This window comes from Hansschlegelia zhihuaiae (assembly GCF_004103825.1).
GTDB lineage: Bacteria > Pseudomonadota > Alphaproteobacteria > Rhizobiales > Methylopilaceae > Methylopila > Methylopila zhihuaiae.
Window position 1 is genome coordinate 128701 of record NZ_RYFI01000005.1, and the last position, 13087, is coordinate 141787.

At 69.8% G+C, this 13087-nt stretch carries 13 protein-coding genes and 1 tRNA gene; 4 read left to right on the forward strand and 10 right to left on the reverse strand.

Going from position 1 to position 13087, the window contains the following annotated elements; all coding sequences use genetic code 11:
• Window positions 1-35: 35 nt before the first annotated feature.
• From EK403_RS07200 to EK403_RS07220, 5 genes are all read right to left on the reverse strand, one after another.
• Window positions 36-112 (reverse strand) — tRNA-Arg (locus EK403_RS07200).
• Between the two features lie 170 nt (window positions 113-282).
• A complete protein-coding gene (locus EK403_RS07205) occupies window positions 283-1164 on the reverse strand; it encodes a 2-hydroxy-3-oxopropionate reductase (RefSeq protein WP_128776825.1) in 882 nt (293 codons plus the stop codon).
• Window positions 1165-1342: 178 nt separating this feature from the next.
• Window positions 1343-2110 (reverse strand): HpcH/HpaI aldolase family protein, encoded by a 768-nt coding sequence (locus EK403_RS07210; RefSeq protein ID WP_128776826.1) that lies wholly within the window; start codon window positions 2108-2110, stop codon window positions 1343-1345.
• A 41-nt stretch (window positions 2111-2151) separates the two neighbouring features.
• A complete protein-coding gene (gudD, locus tag EK403_RS07215; RefSeq protein WP_128776894.1) occupies window positions 2152-3492 on the reverse strand; it encodes a glucarate dehydratase in 1341 nt (446 codons plus the stop codon).
• Between the two features lie 72 nt (window positions 3493-3564).
• Entirely contained in the window at window positions 3565-4536 is a 972-nt protein-coding gene (locus EK403_RS07220; protein ID WP_128776827.1) for a Bug family tripartite tricarboxylate transporter substrate binding protein, read from the reverse strand.
• A 127-nt stretch (window positions 4537-4663) separates the two neighbouring features.
• On the opposite strand from EK403_RS07220, the gene EK403_RS07225 reads away from it, so the two are divergent.
• From EK403_RS07225 to EK403_RS07240, 4 genes are all read left to right on the forward strand, one after another.
• Window positions 4664-5563, forward strand: coding sequence for a LysR family transcriptional regulator (locus EK403_RS07225; RefSeq protein WP_128776828.1), 900 nt, complete (start codon window positions 4664-4666; stop codon window positions 5561-5563).
• A gap of 112 nt (window positions 5564-5675) precedes the next feature.
• A complete protein-coding gene (locus EK403_RS07230; RefSeq protein WP_128776829.1) occupies window positions 5676-6662 on the forward strand; it encodes a Bug family tripartite tricarboxylate transporter substrate binding protein in 987 nt (328 codons plus the stop codon).
• A 4-nt stretch (window positions 6663-6666) separates the two neighbouring features.
• Window positions 6667-7113 (forward strand): tripartite tricarboxylate transporter TctB family protein, encoded by a 447-nt coding sequence (locus tag EK403_RS07235; protein ID WP_128776830.1) that lies wholly within the window; start codon window positions 6667-6669, stop codon window positions 7111-7113.
• Window positions 7114-7117: 4 nt separating this feature from the next.
• Window positions 7118-8620 (forward strand): tripartite tricarboxylate transporter permease, encoded by a 1503-nt coding sequence (locus EK403_RS07240; RefSeq protein ID WP_128776831.1) that lies wholly within the window; start codon window positions 7118-7120, stop codon window positions 8618-8620.
• 13 nt (window positions 8621-8633) lie between these two features.
• Here EK403_RS07240 and EK403_RS07245 read toward each other — a convergent pair whose 3' ends face one another.
• The 5 genes from EK403_RS07245 to EK403_RS07265 all read right to left on the reverse strand — a co-directional run bounded on the left by EK403_RS07245 (window position 8634) and on the right by EK403_RS07265 (window position 12884).
• Window positions 8634-9878 (reverse strand): sensor histidine kinase, encoded by a 1245-nt coding sequence (locus EK403_RS07245; protein WP_128776832.1) that lies wholly within the window; start codon window positions 9876-9878, stop codon window positions 8634-8636.
• Window positions 9879-9893: 15 nt separating this feature from the next.
• Window positions 9894-10592 carry a response regulator gene (locus tag EK403_RS07250; RefSeq protein ID WP_128776895.1) on the reverse strand — a complete coding sequence of 233 codons (699 nt, stop codon included), beginning with the start codon at window positions 10590-10592 and terminating at the stop codon, window positions 9894-9896.
• A gap of 31 nt (window positions 10593-10623) precedes the next feature.
• Window positions 10624-11151, reverse strand: coding sequence for a Spy/CpxP family protein refolding chaperone (locus EK403_RS07255; protein ID WP_128776833.1), 528 nt, complete (start codon window positions 11149-11151; stop codon window positions 10624-10626).
• A 109-nt stretch (window positions 11152-11260) separates the two neighbouring features.
• A complete protein-coding gene (locus EK403_RS07260; RefSeq protein WP_128776834.1) occupies window positions 11261-12448 on the reverse strand; it encodes an L-talarate/galactarate dehydratase in 1188 nt (395 codons plus the stop codon).
• 235 nt (window positions 12449-12683) lie between these two features.
• Window positions 12684-12884 carry a hypothetical protein gene (locus EK403_RS07265; RefSeq protein WP_128776835.1) on the reverse strand — a complete coding sequence of 67 codons (201 nt, stop codon included), beginning with the start codon at window positions 12882-12884 and terminating at the stop codon, window positions 12684-12686.
• Window positions 12885-13087 lie beyond the last annotated feature (203 nt).

Consider the following 13087-nt stretch of genomic DNA (forward strand, 5'->3'; position numbering starts at 1 on the left):
CGTGTTCGCAGTCCTATTCGGACCGGCGCCAAATTTGGCGCACCCGAGAGGATTCGAACCTCTGACCTCTGCCTTCGGAGGGCAGCGCTCTATCCAGCTGAGCTACGGGTGCCTGAGCCGCGCGGAACCTAGCCGATGGGCGCGCGCGGGGCAATCGGGGAGAGATCGGCCGGGCGTCGATGCAATGTGCGGCGCTTGGCGCCGCCGGCGCCGCGTCGCGTCCGGGAGGGCGGACCCTTGCGGCGGGCGACGGTGGACGCTCCGCGCCGCGGCGTTGGCTCGTCAGGCCCCGAGCTCTGCGTTCGACATGATCTCGAGCGCGCGGACCAGCGCGGAGTGGTCCCAGCCCTTGCCGCCATTCGCGACGCAGACCGAGAACAGCTGCTGGGCGATCGCGGTCGAGGGCAGGGCGAGGCCGAGCGACTTCGCGCCTTCGAGCGCGAGGTTGAGGTCCTTCTGGTGGAGCTCGATCCGGAAGCCCGGGTCGAAGGTCCGCTTGATCATCCGTTCGCCGTGGAGTTCGAGGATCCGCGAGGTGGCGAGCCCGCCCGAGAGCGCCTGACGCACCTTCGCCGGGTCGGCCCCCGCCTTCGACGCGAACAGCAGGCCCTCGGCCACCGCGCCGATGGTCAGCGCGACGATGATCTGGTTCGCGACCTTGGCTGACTGGCCGGTGCCGCTCGGGCCGATATGAGTGACGTTCTTGCCCATCAGGTCGAACAGCGGCTTCACCTTGTCGAAGGCCGACGCCTCGCCCCCGACCATGATGGTGAGCGAGGCGTTCTTGGCGCCCACCTCGCCGCCCGAAACCGGCGCGTCGAGATAGGCGCAGCCTTGTGATCCGATCTTCTCCGCGAAGGCTTTGCTCGCGATCGGCGAGATCGAGCTCATGTCGACCACGATCTTGCCGGCCGACAGTCCTTCCGCGACGCCGCCCTCGCCGAACAGCACGGCTTCGACGTCCGGCGTGTCCGGCACCATGATGATGATCACGTCGGATTTCTCGGCGACCTCCTTGGCGCTCCCGCAGGCGGTCCCGCCGGCCGAGACGAGCTCGCCCGGAACGTCGCGGCGGCTCTTCAGGAACAGCGTGTGGCCGCCCGCGATCAGGTGACCGGCCATGGGCTTGCCCATGATGCCAAGGCCGATGAAACCGACGTTCATGATGGGTCTCCGGTCTGGGGATAAGGCTGTGGGCGGGGCCGCGAGGAAGCTGTGGAGATGGAGTGCGTGCTTCGAGACGCCCGCTGGCGCGGGCTCCTCAGCATGAGGATGGTCTTCGCATCTCGACGCCTCATGCTGAGGAGCGCCGCAGGCGCGTCTCGACGCACGCAGTTTTTCGTCACCCCTGCTTGAATCTCGCCGCGAGCTGTTCGGTCGTGCGGGCGAGCAGCGTCATGTCCGAGCCGACGGCCGTGAAGGCGGTGCCGGCCGCAATGTAGCGCCGCGCCAGCGCCTCGTCGCCGGTCAGGATCCCGCAGGCCTTGCCGGTCTTCACGACGCGCCCGATGGTCTTCTCGATCGTCTCGACGACGTCCGGATGACCTTGCTTGCCGAGATAGCCGAGGCTGGTCGAGAGGTCGCCCGGGCCGACGAACAGCGCGTCGACGCCCTCGACGGCCGCGATCTCCTCGATGTTGTCGAGCGCCTTCTGGGACTCGATCTGCAGGATCACGCAGATCTCGGCCTCGCAGCGCGCGTGATAGTCCGGGACGCGCCCGAAGCGGGCGGCGCGGGGCGCCTGGCTGAAGCCGCGCACGCCACGTGGGGCGTAGCGCGTCGCCGCCACCACGCGCGCGGCCTGGGCGGCGTCCTCGACATTCGGGATCATCAGCGACTGGGCGCCGGCGTCGAGGATGCGCTTGATCGCGATCGGGTCGTCGCTCGGCATGCGGATCACGGCCTGGGTCGGGCTCTCCATGATCGCCTGCAGCTGGACATAGATGTCGGCGAGGTCGTTCGGCGAATGCTCCATGTCGAGCAGGATCCAGTCGAAGCCGGAGCCCGCGATCACCTCGGTCGAGATGTGGCTCGCAAGGCTCGACCACAGGCCGATCTGCTGGCGGCCTTCGGCGATCGCCGCCTTGAAGCTGTTCTTGGGGAGGTCCACGGCGCTTCGCCTCGCTCTTGTTTTCGGGGGATGAGGGCCGGTCAGCGCGCCAGCGCCGGCCGCTTGTTGTCGAAGGTCCAGCCCGGGATCAGGAACTGCATGGCGGCGGCGTCGTCGCGCGCGCCGAGGCCATGGGACTTGTAGAGCTCGTGGGCCTTTTCGACCTCGCCCATGTCGATCTCGATCCCGAGGCCCGGCCGCTCCGGCACGCCGACGAGGCCGCCGCGGATCTCGAGCGGCTCCTTGGTGAGCCGCTGGCCGTCCTGCCAGATCCAGTGGGTGTCGATCGCCGTCACCCTGCCGGGCGCAGCCGCCGCCGCATGGGTGAACATGGCGAGCGAGACGTCGAAATGGTTGTTCGAATGCGAGCCCCAGGTCAGGTCGTGGTCGCGGCAGAGCTGGGCGACCCGCACGGCGCCGGCGAGCGTCCAGAAATGCGGGTCGGCGAGCGGGATGTCGACCGAGCCGAGCTGGATCGCGTGGCGCATCTGGCGCCAGTCGGTCGCGATCATGTTGGTGGCGGTCGGCAGGCCCGTGGCGCGGCGGAACTCGGCCATGATCTCGCGGCCCGAAAAGCCCTGCTCGGCCCCGCACGGGTCCTCGGCGTAGGCCAGCACATGCCCTTGCCCCTTGCAGAGCCGGATCGCCTCGTCGAGCGACCAGGCGCCGTTTGGGTCGAGGGTGACGCGGGCCTTGGGGAAGCGCTGCTTGATGGCCGTGACGGCGGCGATCTCCTGCTCGCCCGGCAACACGCCGCCCTTCAGCTTGAAGTCGTTGAAGCCGTACCGGTCCTGCGCCGCCTCCGCGAGCCGTGCGACCGCCTCGGGGGTCAGCGCCTTCTCGTCGCGCAGCCGCAGCCAGCCGTCCTTCGCGTCCGGCTCGCGATAAGGCAGGGGCGTCCTGACCCGGTCGCCGACATAAAACAGGTAGCCCAGCATCTCGACCGCGGGACGCTGCTGGCCCTCGCCGAGCAGCGCCGCGACGGGCACGTCGAGATATTGGCCGAGCAGGTCGAGGAAGGCGCTCTCGACCGCCGTGACCGCGTGGATCGCGACGCGAAGGTCGAAGGTCTGGAGACCCCGTCCGCCCGCGTCGCGATCCGCGAATTCGGTCCGCATGCGGTTCAGCACCTCGTTCCAGGCGCCGATCGGCCGGCCGACGATCAGCTCGCTCGCGTCTTCGAGCGTCCGGCGGATCTTTTCGCCGCCCGGAACCTCGCCGAGCCCGGTCGCGCCGCGGCTGTCGGTGAGGATCAGGATGTTGCGGGTGAAGAACGGGCCGTGCGCGCCGCTGAGATTCATCAGCATGCTGTCGCGGCCCGCGACGGGCACGACGCGCATGCCGGTCACCACAGGCGTCGAGAACGTCGCTTCGGGCCGCATGGAGAGAGGCGCGTCGGTCACGGTCTTGGGCTCCGGTCGCATTGGCGAAGGATTTTGGAAGGCTCGAGGCGCTTACGGCGCCTCGATGTTCCCCTTCGCCACCACCTCCTTCCAGCGCGCGATCTCGCCCGCCTGGAAGGTCTTGAACTCCTCGGGCGTGTTGGCCACGACCTCGAAGCCGGTCTTGGCGAACTGGTCCTTCACGCTCTGCGTGTTGAGCGCCTTGACGAAGGCGTCCTGCAGCTTGGCGCGGACGTCGTCGGGCATGCCCTTCGGGCCGCCGAGCGCCTGCCAGGAATAGACGACCTGGTCGACGCCCTGCTCCTTGAGGGTCGGGACGTCGGGCAGCTGCGCATGGCGGACGTCGCTCGACACGGCGATCGCCCTCACCTTGCCGGCGGCGATGTTCGGATAGATCGTCCCGAGATTGGCGAAGGAGACGTCGACCTGGCCGGCGACCAGATCGCCAATGGCCGGACCGCCGCCCTTGTAGGGCACGTGGATGCCCTTGGTGCCTGTGGTCTGCCAGAACAGCTCCGACGTCAGATGGTCGGACGAGCCGGAGCCCGAGGTCGCGAACGTCACCTGGCCGGGATTGGCCTTCATATAGGCGATGAACTCCTTGAGGTCCTTGGCCGGGAAGTCCTTGCGGACCGCGAGCACGTTGGGCGTGCGGACCGCGACCGTGAGGTGGTCGAAGTCCTTGGCGGGATCGTAAGGCAGGCTCTTGAACAGCGCGGCGTTGATCGACCAGACCGACAGCGCGGCGCAGAGCAGGGTGTACCCGTCGGGCGCCGAGGACGCGACGGCGCGCGCGCCGATATTGCCGGTCGCACCGGCGCGGTTCTCGATGATGATCGGCTGCTTGAGGATCGCCTCGGCCTCCTTGGAGACGACGCGGGCCGCGATGTCCGAGGCGCCGCCGGGCGGAAACGGCACGATCATGGTGATGGCGCGGTTCGGATAGTCCGCGGCGATGGCGAAAGACGGCGCGGCCACGGCCGTGACGGCCGCGGCGACGCAAAGGGCCTTGAGCACGCGCATCTCGTTCTGTCCTCCCTCCCGGCCGTCCGGTCATCGCCGTCGGCTCGTTGATTGACGGGAAGCGTAGTGAGGGCGACAATTCCGGTCTAAGCCTTAGACGGCATCATTCGATGCTCTTTGGGTATCGATGTTCGAGTTCAACCACCTCCGCTGCTTCGTCGCGGTTTCCGAGGAGCTGCATTTCGGACGGGCGGCGCGCCGGCTGAACATGACCCAGCCGCCGCTCAGCCGGCAGATCCAGCTCCTGGAGCATCTGCTCGAGGCGAAGCTGTTCGAGCGCTCGCACCGGCGCGTGGCGCTCACGGCCGCAGGCCGCACCTTCCTGCCGGAGGCCCGACGGCTGCTGCAGCTCGCCGAGGGGGCGGCGATGTCGATCCGGAGGGTGTCGGAAGGCGACGCCGGCGCGGTGACGATCGGCTTCACGGCGGCGTCGGGCTACGGCTTCCTGCCGCGCGTCTTCCAGGAGCTGAAGGCCCAGCTCCCGGACGTCGACGTGGCGCTGCGCGAGGCCGTAACCTCAGCGCAGCTCGACGCGCTCGCCGCCGGACGGATCGACATCGGCCTCGTTCGGCCGCCGGTGCGGCGCGCGGCGTTCGACTTCAAGATCGTGCTTCGCGAGCCGATGATCGTCGCGCTGCCGCCGAACCACCGCTTCGCCGGCCGCGGCGCGATCGACCTCGCGGAGCTCGGCGACGACCCGCTGATCAGCTATTCGCCGTTCGAGGCGCGCTATTTCCACGACCTCGTGCTGCGCCTGTTCGGGGCCGCGGGCGCGCAGCCGGCAGTCACCCAGCATGTCAGCCAGATCCACTCGGTGCTGGCGCTGGTGCGCATCGGGCTCGGCGTCGCGCTGGTGCCGGAAGCCGCGCGGCAGCTGCATTTCGAGGGCGTCGCCTATCACGAGATCCGCTCTGCGGGCGGCCATCTCGCCGAGCTCGGCGCGGTCTGGCGGCGCGACAACGAGAACCCGGCGGCGGCCCGCGCGCTCGACATCATCCTGAGCAGCGTGGCGACGCATCGAGGCTGACCGATCCAATTTCGGCATCGATCCATGCCGGATTTGGGATGGACAGCGTCGAGGCTTCGGGCGGACCCTTCTCCCAACAGTCTGCGAACAGCAGCGTCCCTGGGAGGAAAGCATGACCGTCACACGCCGCGAGGCGCTCGCCCTCGCATGCGGCGCCTTGGCCGCCGCCGCCGTCCTGACCCCCGCCGCCGCCGTCGCGCAGGCCTTCGACAAGCCGGTGCGCATCATCGTGCCCTACGCGCCGGGCGGCACGTCCGACACGCTCGCCCGCATCATCGGCCCGCTCCTGCAGGAAAAGATCGGCCAGCCGGTCGTGGTCGAGAACAAGCCGGGCGCGGCCGGCAACATCGGCGCGGACGCGGTCGCCAAGGCCAACAAGGACGGCTCGACCTATCTCCTGACCGACGTCGGCACCGTGGCGTCGGCCCCCGGCCTGTTCTCCGAGCTCACCTACAAGCCGCTCGAGGACCTCGCGCCGGTCACGATGGTGATGTTCTCGCCCTACGTGCTCGCCGTGAACCCGGCGCTCGAGGTCAAGGACGTCGCGGGGCTGATCGAGTACGCCAAGGCCAATCCCGGCAAGCTCGCGATCGCGAATTCCGGCATCGGCGGCGTCAACCACATCACCGCGGTCTCGATGGCCAAGGAGCTCGGCATCCAGTGGAAGACCGTGCCCTACAAGGGCGGCGCGGCGGCCACGCAGGCCGTGGTCTCGGGCGAGAGCAAGGTCATCATCAACGGCGCGACCGCGACGCTGCCCTTCGTCACAAGCGGCCAGCTCCGCGGCCTCGCGATCACCGGGACCGAGCGCGTCTCGGCCGCCCCCGACCTCCCGACCTTCACCGAGGCCAAGCTTCCCTCGGCCGACGCCGGCTCCTGGCAGGGTCTGCTCGGCACCGCGGGTTCGCCGCCGGAGCGCATCCAGGCGGTCAACGCCGCGGTCAACGAGATCCTGAAGCGCCCCGAGGTGGTGGACCGCATCAAGCAGCAGGGCGGCCGCGTGGTCGGGGGAGCGGCCGACGACCTCAAGACGTGGCTCGCGACCAACACCGAGCGCTGGGGCAAGATCATCGCCGACGCCGGCATCAAGGGCCAATAGGCCCGTGACCTCCAGGGTCGACCTCAGGGACGCGCTGTTCGGCGTGTTCCTGATCGCGGTCGCGGCGCTGGTCTTCTACGCGACGCGCAAGCTCAGCTTCGGGACGCCCGCGGACATGGGGCCGGGCTTCATGCCGCGCGTGCTGGCCGGGATCGCGACCGCCTTCGGGGCCTATTTCGCGATCCGCGGCGTCACGACGGCGGGCGAGCCCATCGACCCGCCGCAGGCTCGTCCCCTCGCCTGCCTCCTCGCCGGCGTCGCGGCCTTCGCGCTGCTGGGCCTGACCGCAGGCATCGTGGTCGCGGCCTTCGCGACCGTCGTGATCGCCGGCCTCGGCAGCCGCGAGACGAAGCCGCTCGAGATCGCGCTGTTCGCGATCGCCGTCGCGGCCGCCTCGGCGCTGCTGTTCGTCAAGGCGCTGTCGCTGCCGATGCCGATCGGACCCTGGTGAGGCCATGGAGCTGTTCCACAACCTGCTGCTCGGCCTTGCGACCGCGACCGAGCCTGTCAACCTGCTCTACTGCCTGTTCGGCGTCCTGATCGGCACCGCGATCGGCGTGCTGCCCGGCATCGGCCCGATCCCGACAGTGGCGCTCCTGCTGCCCTTCACCTTCGGGCTCGCGCCGCCGACCGCCTTCATCATGCTGGCCGGCATCTTCTATGGCGCGCAATATGGCGGCTCGACCACCGCGATCCTGGTCAACGTGCCGGGCGAGACGTCCTCGGTCGTGACCTGCCTCGACGGCCACCAGATGGCGAGGAACGGCCAGGCCGGGCTCGCGCTCGCGATCGCGGCGATCGGCTCGTTCTTCGCCGGCACGGTCGCCACGATCGTGATCGCGCTGCTCGCCCTGCCGCTTGCGGCGCTCGCGCTGAAGTTCACCGCGGTCGAGTATTTCAGCCTGCTGGTGCTCGGCCTGATCGCCGCGGTGGTGCTGGCGCATGGCTCTGTCGCCAAGGCGCTCGCCATGATCGTGCTCGGACTGATCCTCGGGATCGTCGGCATCGACGTCTCGTCGGGCGCGGAGCGCATGACCTTCGGCTTCCCGCAGCTTGCCGACGGGCTCGATTTCGTGCCGATCGCCATGGGCCTGTTCGGGCTCGGCGAGATCGCCGCGAACCTGGAGCGGACCTCCGCGGACCGGCAGGTGGTGACCAAAAAGGTCACCGGGCTGATGCCGAGCCTCGCCGATCTTCGCGCGGCCTTCCCGGCGATGCTGCGGGGGACGGCGATCGGCTCCTTCCTCGGCGTGCTGCCGGGCGGCGGCGCGGCGCTTCCGCCCTTCACGGCCTATGCGCTCGAGAAGAAGATCGCGCGCGACCCCTCGCGCTTCGGCAAGGGCGCGATCGAGGGCGTCGCGGGGCCGGAATCCGCCAACAACGCGGGCGCGCAGACCAGCTTCATCCCGCTTCTGACCCTCGGCATCCCGTCCAACGCCCTGATGGCGCTGATGATCGGCGCGCTGATGATGCACGGCATCCAGCCCGGCCCGCAGATCATGCGCGAGCAGCCGCAGCTCGTCTGGGGGCTGATCGCCAGCATGTGGGTCGGCAACCTCATGCTGCTGGTCATCAACCTGCCGCTGATCGGCGTATGGATCTCGATGCTGAAGATCCCCTACCGGCTGCTGTTCCCGGCGATCGTGCTGTTCTGCTGCATCGGCGCCTACGGCATCTCGAACTCGATGTTCAATGTCTGGCTGATGCTGGGCTGCGCCGCGCTCGGCTATTTCTTCATCAAGATCGGCGTCGAGCCCGCCCCGCTGCTGCTCGGCCTCGTGCTCGGGCCGCAGCTGGAAGAGAACTTCCGCCGCGCGATGCTGATCGCCGACGGCGACGTCAGCGTGTTCGTGAGGTCGCCGATCTCGGCCGTGATCCTACTGATCGTCGCCGTGCTGCTGGTCGCGATGTTCTCACCGAAGATCGCGAAGAAACGCGAGGAGGCGCTGGCGGAGTAGCTCGCCGCGACCTTCAGCCGGGGAACCGGACCACGAAGCGCGCGCCGCCGTTGGGCGGGGCCTCATAGCCGACGACCGCGCCGTGACGCAGCGCGATCTGGCGGACGAGCGCAAGGCCGAGCCCCCATCCGCCCGACACCTCGCTCGCCCCGCCCGGCCGGTAGAACGGCTCGAAGATGCGGTCCCGCTCGATCTCGGGCACGCCCGGTCCGTGGTCCCGGACGCTGAGCTCGACGACGCCGCCGGTCCGCCGGACGGTCGCCTCCACGGGCGGCGCGCCGTGCTTGCGCGCGTTCTGCAGGAGATTGCGGACCAGCCGGCGGAGCAGCCGCGGATCGCCCTTCACGAGCGCGGCCTCGCCCGCGATCGCGACGTCCTCGCGGGCGCCCTCCTCCGCCGCGAGCGCCAGCAGGTCGACCTGCTCCGAGTGAGGTGCGTCGCCCGCATGGTCGAGCCGGCTCGCGAGCAGGATCTCCTCGACGAGGTCGTCGAGCTCGCCGAGGCTGCGGAGGATCTCGTCGCGGGCCGCCGTCCCGCCCGAGCCCTCATAGAGGTCGAGCGCCATCCGCATCCGCGCGAGCGGCGAGCGCAGCTCGTGGCTGGCGTTGGCGAGCAGCGAGCCGTGGGAGCGGACCAGCCGCTCGACCGTGTCGGCCGCCTGGTTGAAGGTCTGCGCCACGGCCGCGACCTCGTCGCGGCCCGCAATGTCGACGCGCTGGCGAAGGTCGCCCGCGCCCCAGGCCTCGACCCCGCCGCGCAGCCGCTCGAGCCGGCGCGTCAGATGCCGGACGACCGGATAGGCGGCGAGCGCCGTCACGCCGGTGATCAGGGCGATGAAGAGCAGCAGATTGCGGCCCCGATCGGGATTGTCGAAATGCGGGTCGATCCGGGCCGCGACCACGCGGCCGTCGGCGAGCCGCGTCGCGAAGCGGAACGGACGGCCGATCCGCTCATGGCCGTCGAGCCGCTCCGGCAGGTCCGCCGGCGCCGGCTTCCCGACATGGGCGAGCATCACGCCCTCGGCGTCGAACACCGTGATGTCGGCGTCGAGCGCTTCGCCCAGCCGGTCGAGCGCGCTCTGCAGCGCGGCGGGATCGGAGGCCGGCGGCAGGACGGCCGCGATCACGCGGTCGCGTCGCGCGTGCCAGCCGTCGGCGTCGTCCCAGGCGAGCCGCGCGAACAGCGCGCTCGAAGCCGCCGCAAGCACGAGACAAACGAGCAGCGTGGCGTAGATCTTGAGGAACAGGCGGCTGCGCATCGGCTTTCCGCGGACTCAGTCGTCGTCCTGCCGGCGGGCGAACACGTAACCGGTCCCCCGCACTGTGATGATGCGCCGAGGGCGCTTCGGGTCGTCCTCGATCTCGGCGCGGATGCGCGAGACATGGACGTCGATCGAGCGGTCGAAGGCCGCGAGCTCCTCGCCCCGCACCTCGTCCATCAGCTGGTCGCGGGTGAGGGTGCGGCCGGGATTGCGGGCGAGCGCGACCAGCAGCTCGAACTGATGGCTGGTCAGCGCGCAGTCGCGGCCGCCGACCCGCGCCGTCCGCGATCCCGGATCGATCTCGAGCCGGCCGAAACGCAGCGGCTTCGGCCCTGACGGCGCCTCGTGGCTGCGGCGACGCAGGATCGCCCTCAGCCGCGCCAGCAGCTCCCGCGGGTTGAAGGGCTTCGGCAGATAGTCGTCGGCGCCGATCTCGAGCCCGACGATGCGGTCGGTGTCCTCGCCCTTGGCGGTCAGCATCAGGATCGGCACGTCGGAGCCGGCGCGGATGCGCCGGCAGGCCTCGAAGCCGTCGATGTCCGGCAGCATGACGTCGAGGATCACGGCGGCGGGCGCGTGGCGCGCGACGTCGTCGAGACCCTGCCGTCCGGTCGCGGCGGTCCGCGGTCGGTAGCCGTTCTGCGTCAGGTAATCGGCCAGCATGGCGGCGAGGCGCACGTCGTCGTCGACGATCAGCACTTCGTCCGCCATGCCGTCACGATCGGTCATGCCGCGCCTGCGCTCACCACGGCCCGTGGCCGCCGCGGTCTTTGAGACGGTCGGCGAGCTTGGCGCGCTGCTCCGGCGTCAGGACCTCGGCCGCCTCGACGGCCGCCTCGGCGATCTTCTTAGAGGTCGCGTCGACGGCCGCGACCCGCTCGGCGCGCAGCTTCTCGACCGCGGCGCGGTCGACGGTCCCGGCCGACAGCGCCTGGACGAACTGGCCGCGGGCGTCGCGGAACTCCCGGAATCTCGGCCGGAGGTCGGCGCGGGTCGCGTCGACGATCGCCCAGATCTTCTTCTCCTGCTCGGCGGTCGCGTCGACGGCATCGAGCGCGCCGTCGATCCGGCGCTCCAGGAGGAAGGCGCCGACGCCATGCAGGCCGCCATGCGGGCCGAAGCGGTCGTCGGGGGCGGCCGCGATCGCGGCGACGATCCCGAGCGAGACCGCCCCGAGGCCGATGGCCGCCGCCGCGGCCACGCGCCTGCCGCGTCGGGCCGGAGCCTTGGCGCCGGTCGGGGGGGTCTGGTCTGCGTTCTGCGTTTCCATCTTCGTCATCCTTGTCGGACGCGGCGGGGATAGCCGCAACAAGGAGACGCTAGCGGGCGAAGTTTTCCGCCCTTCCGGCCGAACGTAAAGTTGTGTGAAGCACCCGCTGTCAGGCCCGCTTGCCGACCTCGTGGCTGTCGACCGTCCAGGCGCGGGCCTGTTCGCTGATGGTCGCGCCGAGGCCGGGACGGTCCGGCACGACCATGCGGCCGTCGCGGATCTCGAGGCTCTCGTCGAACAGCGGCTCCAGCCAGTCGAAATGCTCGACCCAGGGCTCGCGCGGGTAGCAGGCGCAGAGATGGAGGTGGATCTCCATCGCGAAATGCGGGGCCATCATCAGGCCGGCGTGGTCGGCGAGGTTCATGATCTTCAGGAACTGCGTGATCCCGCCGACGCGGCCGGCGTCCGGCTGGATGAAGTCGACGCTGTCGTTGCGGATCAGTTCGTAGTGCTCGGCGACGCTCGTCAGCATCTCGCCGGTCGCGATCGGGGTCGCGAGGTCGGCGGCGAGCATGGCGTGGCCCTTGGCGTCATAGGCGTCGAGCGGCTCCTCGATCCAGAACAGGTCGAAGTCTTCGAGCGCCCGGCCGACACGCATCGCGGTCGGACGGTCCCATTGCTGGTTGGCGTCGACGGCGAGCGGAAAGCCGCCGTCCAGCAGCTTGCGCACCGCCTTCACCCGCTCGAGGTCCTTCGACCAGTCCGGCTGGCCGACCTTGATCTTGATGCCGCCGATGCCCTTTTCGCGCGAGGCCGCGCAGTTCTCGAGCACCTCGGGCAGCGGCGTCGACAGGAAGCCGCCGGAGGTGTTGTAGCAGCGCACGCTGTCGCGGTGAGAGCCGATGAGCTTCGAGAGCGGCAGGCCGGCGCGCCTGGCCTTGAGGTCCCAGAGACAGATGTCGATCGCGGCGATCGCCTGCGTCGCGAGGCCGGAGCGCCCGACCGAGGCCCCGGCCCAGACCAGCTTGGTCCAGAGCCGCTCGATGTCGTTCGGATCCTCGCCGATCAGATTGTCGGCGATCTCGCGGGCGTGGGCGAACATGCCCGGCCCGCCGGCGCGCTTGGAATAGGAAAAGCCCATGCCGCGCCAGCCGTCGCGGGTCTCGATCTCGCAGAACAGGATCGCGACCTCGGTCAGCGGCTTCTGCCGGCCGGTCAGCACCTTGGCGTCGCTGATCGGATTCTTGAGCGGCAGGAAGCAGAGCGAGAGCTTCGCCCAGGCGATGCGGTCGCCGCCGGGCGCGTCGCCGGCTTGCGTCGCGGAAGCCGCGGCGGCGGCGGTCGGCGGAACGGTCATCGGCGTGTCCTCGGCGTCGGCCCGTGCGATCCGCGCCGCCGGAGCGCCGCGCGTCTGGGCTCTTGGTCCGCCACGAAAGTGCGCCTCGCGACGTTTCAGGTCCAAGCCGTTTCAGGCATGGAGCGATGCCGAGTTTGGATCGATCGCGCCGTTTCCCGGCCTCGCGACGCGCCTGATGCGAGGCCGCGGCGGGGGGGGGCGGGCGCGCGAAGCGTCCGCCGCGGCATTGGAGGATTTACGAAACCTTCGGCAGAGCGCCGGTCACGGTGCCGAGCAGACCGCCGACGAGACCGCCGACCTGGTCGATGACGCCCGAAACCGCGGCGAGTTCTCCGCTGGCGTCGACATTGAGGCCCAGTCCGACGGACAGGCCGCCTGCGACATCGTCGAGTTCGGCAGCGTTGAGCTCGCGAATGACTTCAGTGCTCTTGGTCATAAATTCCTTCTCCCCTGGAAGGGACGCCGTCAGAGACGTCCGACCAATGATCGAAGAAACGCCCGCTTGGCGTTTCGTTGATCACGAGATCACGCGCCACCCCTATCTTCAAGCCCTCCGGGATCTACATTCGATGAAGGACCAAAGAGGCCAGAGCCGCCTCCTATACGAATATGGTGATCATGTGATCACTAAAATGACTG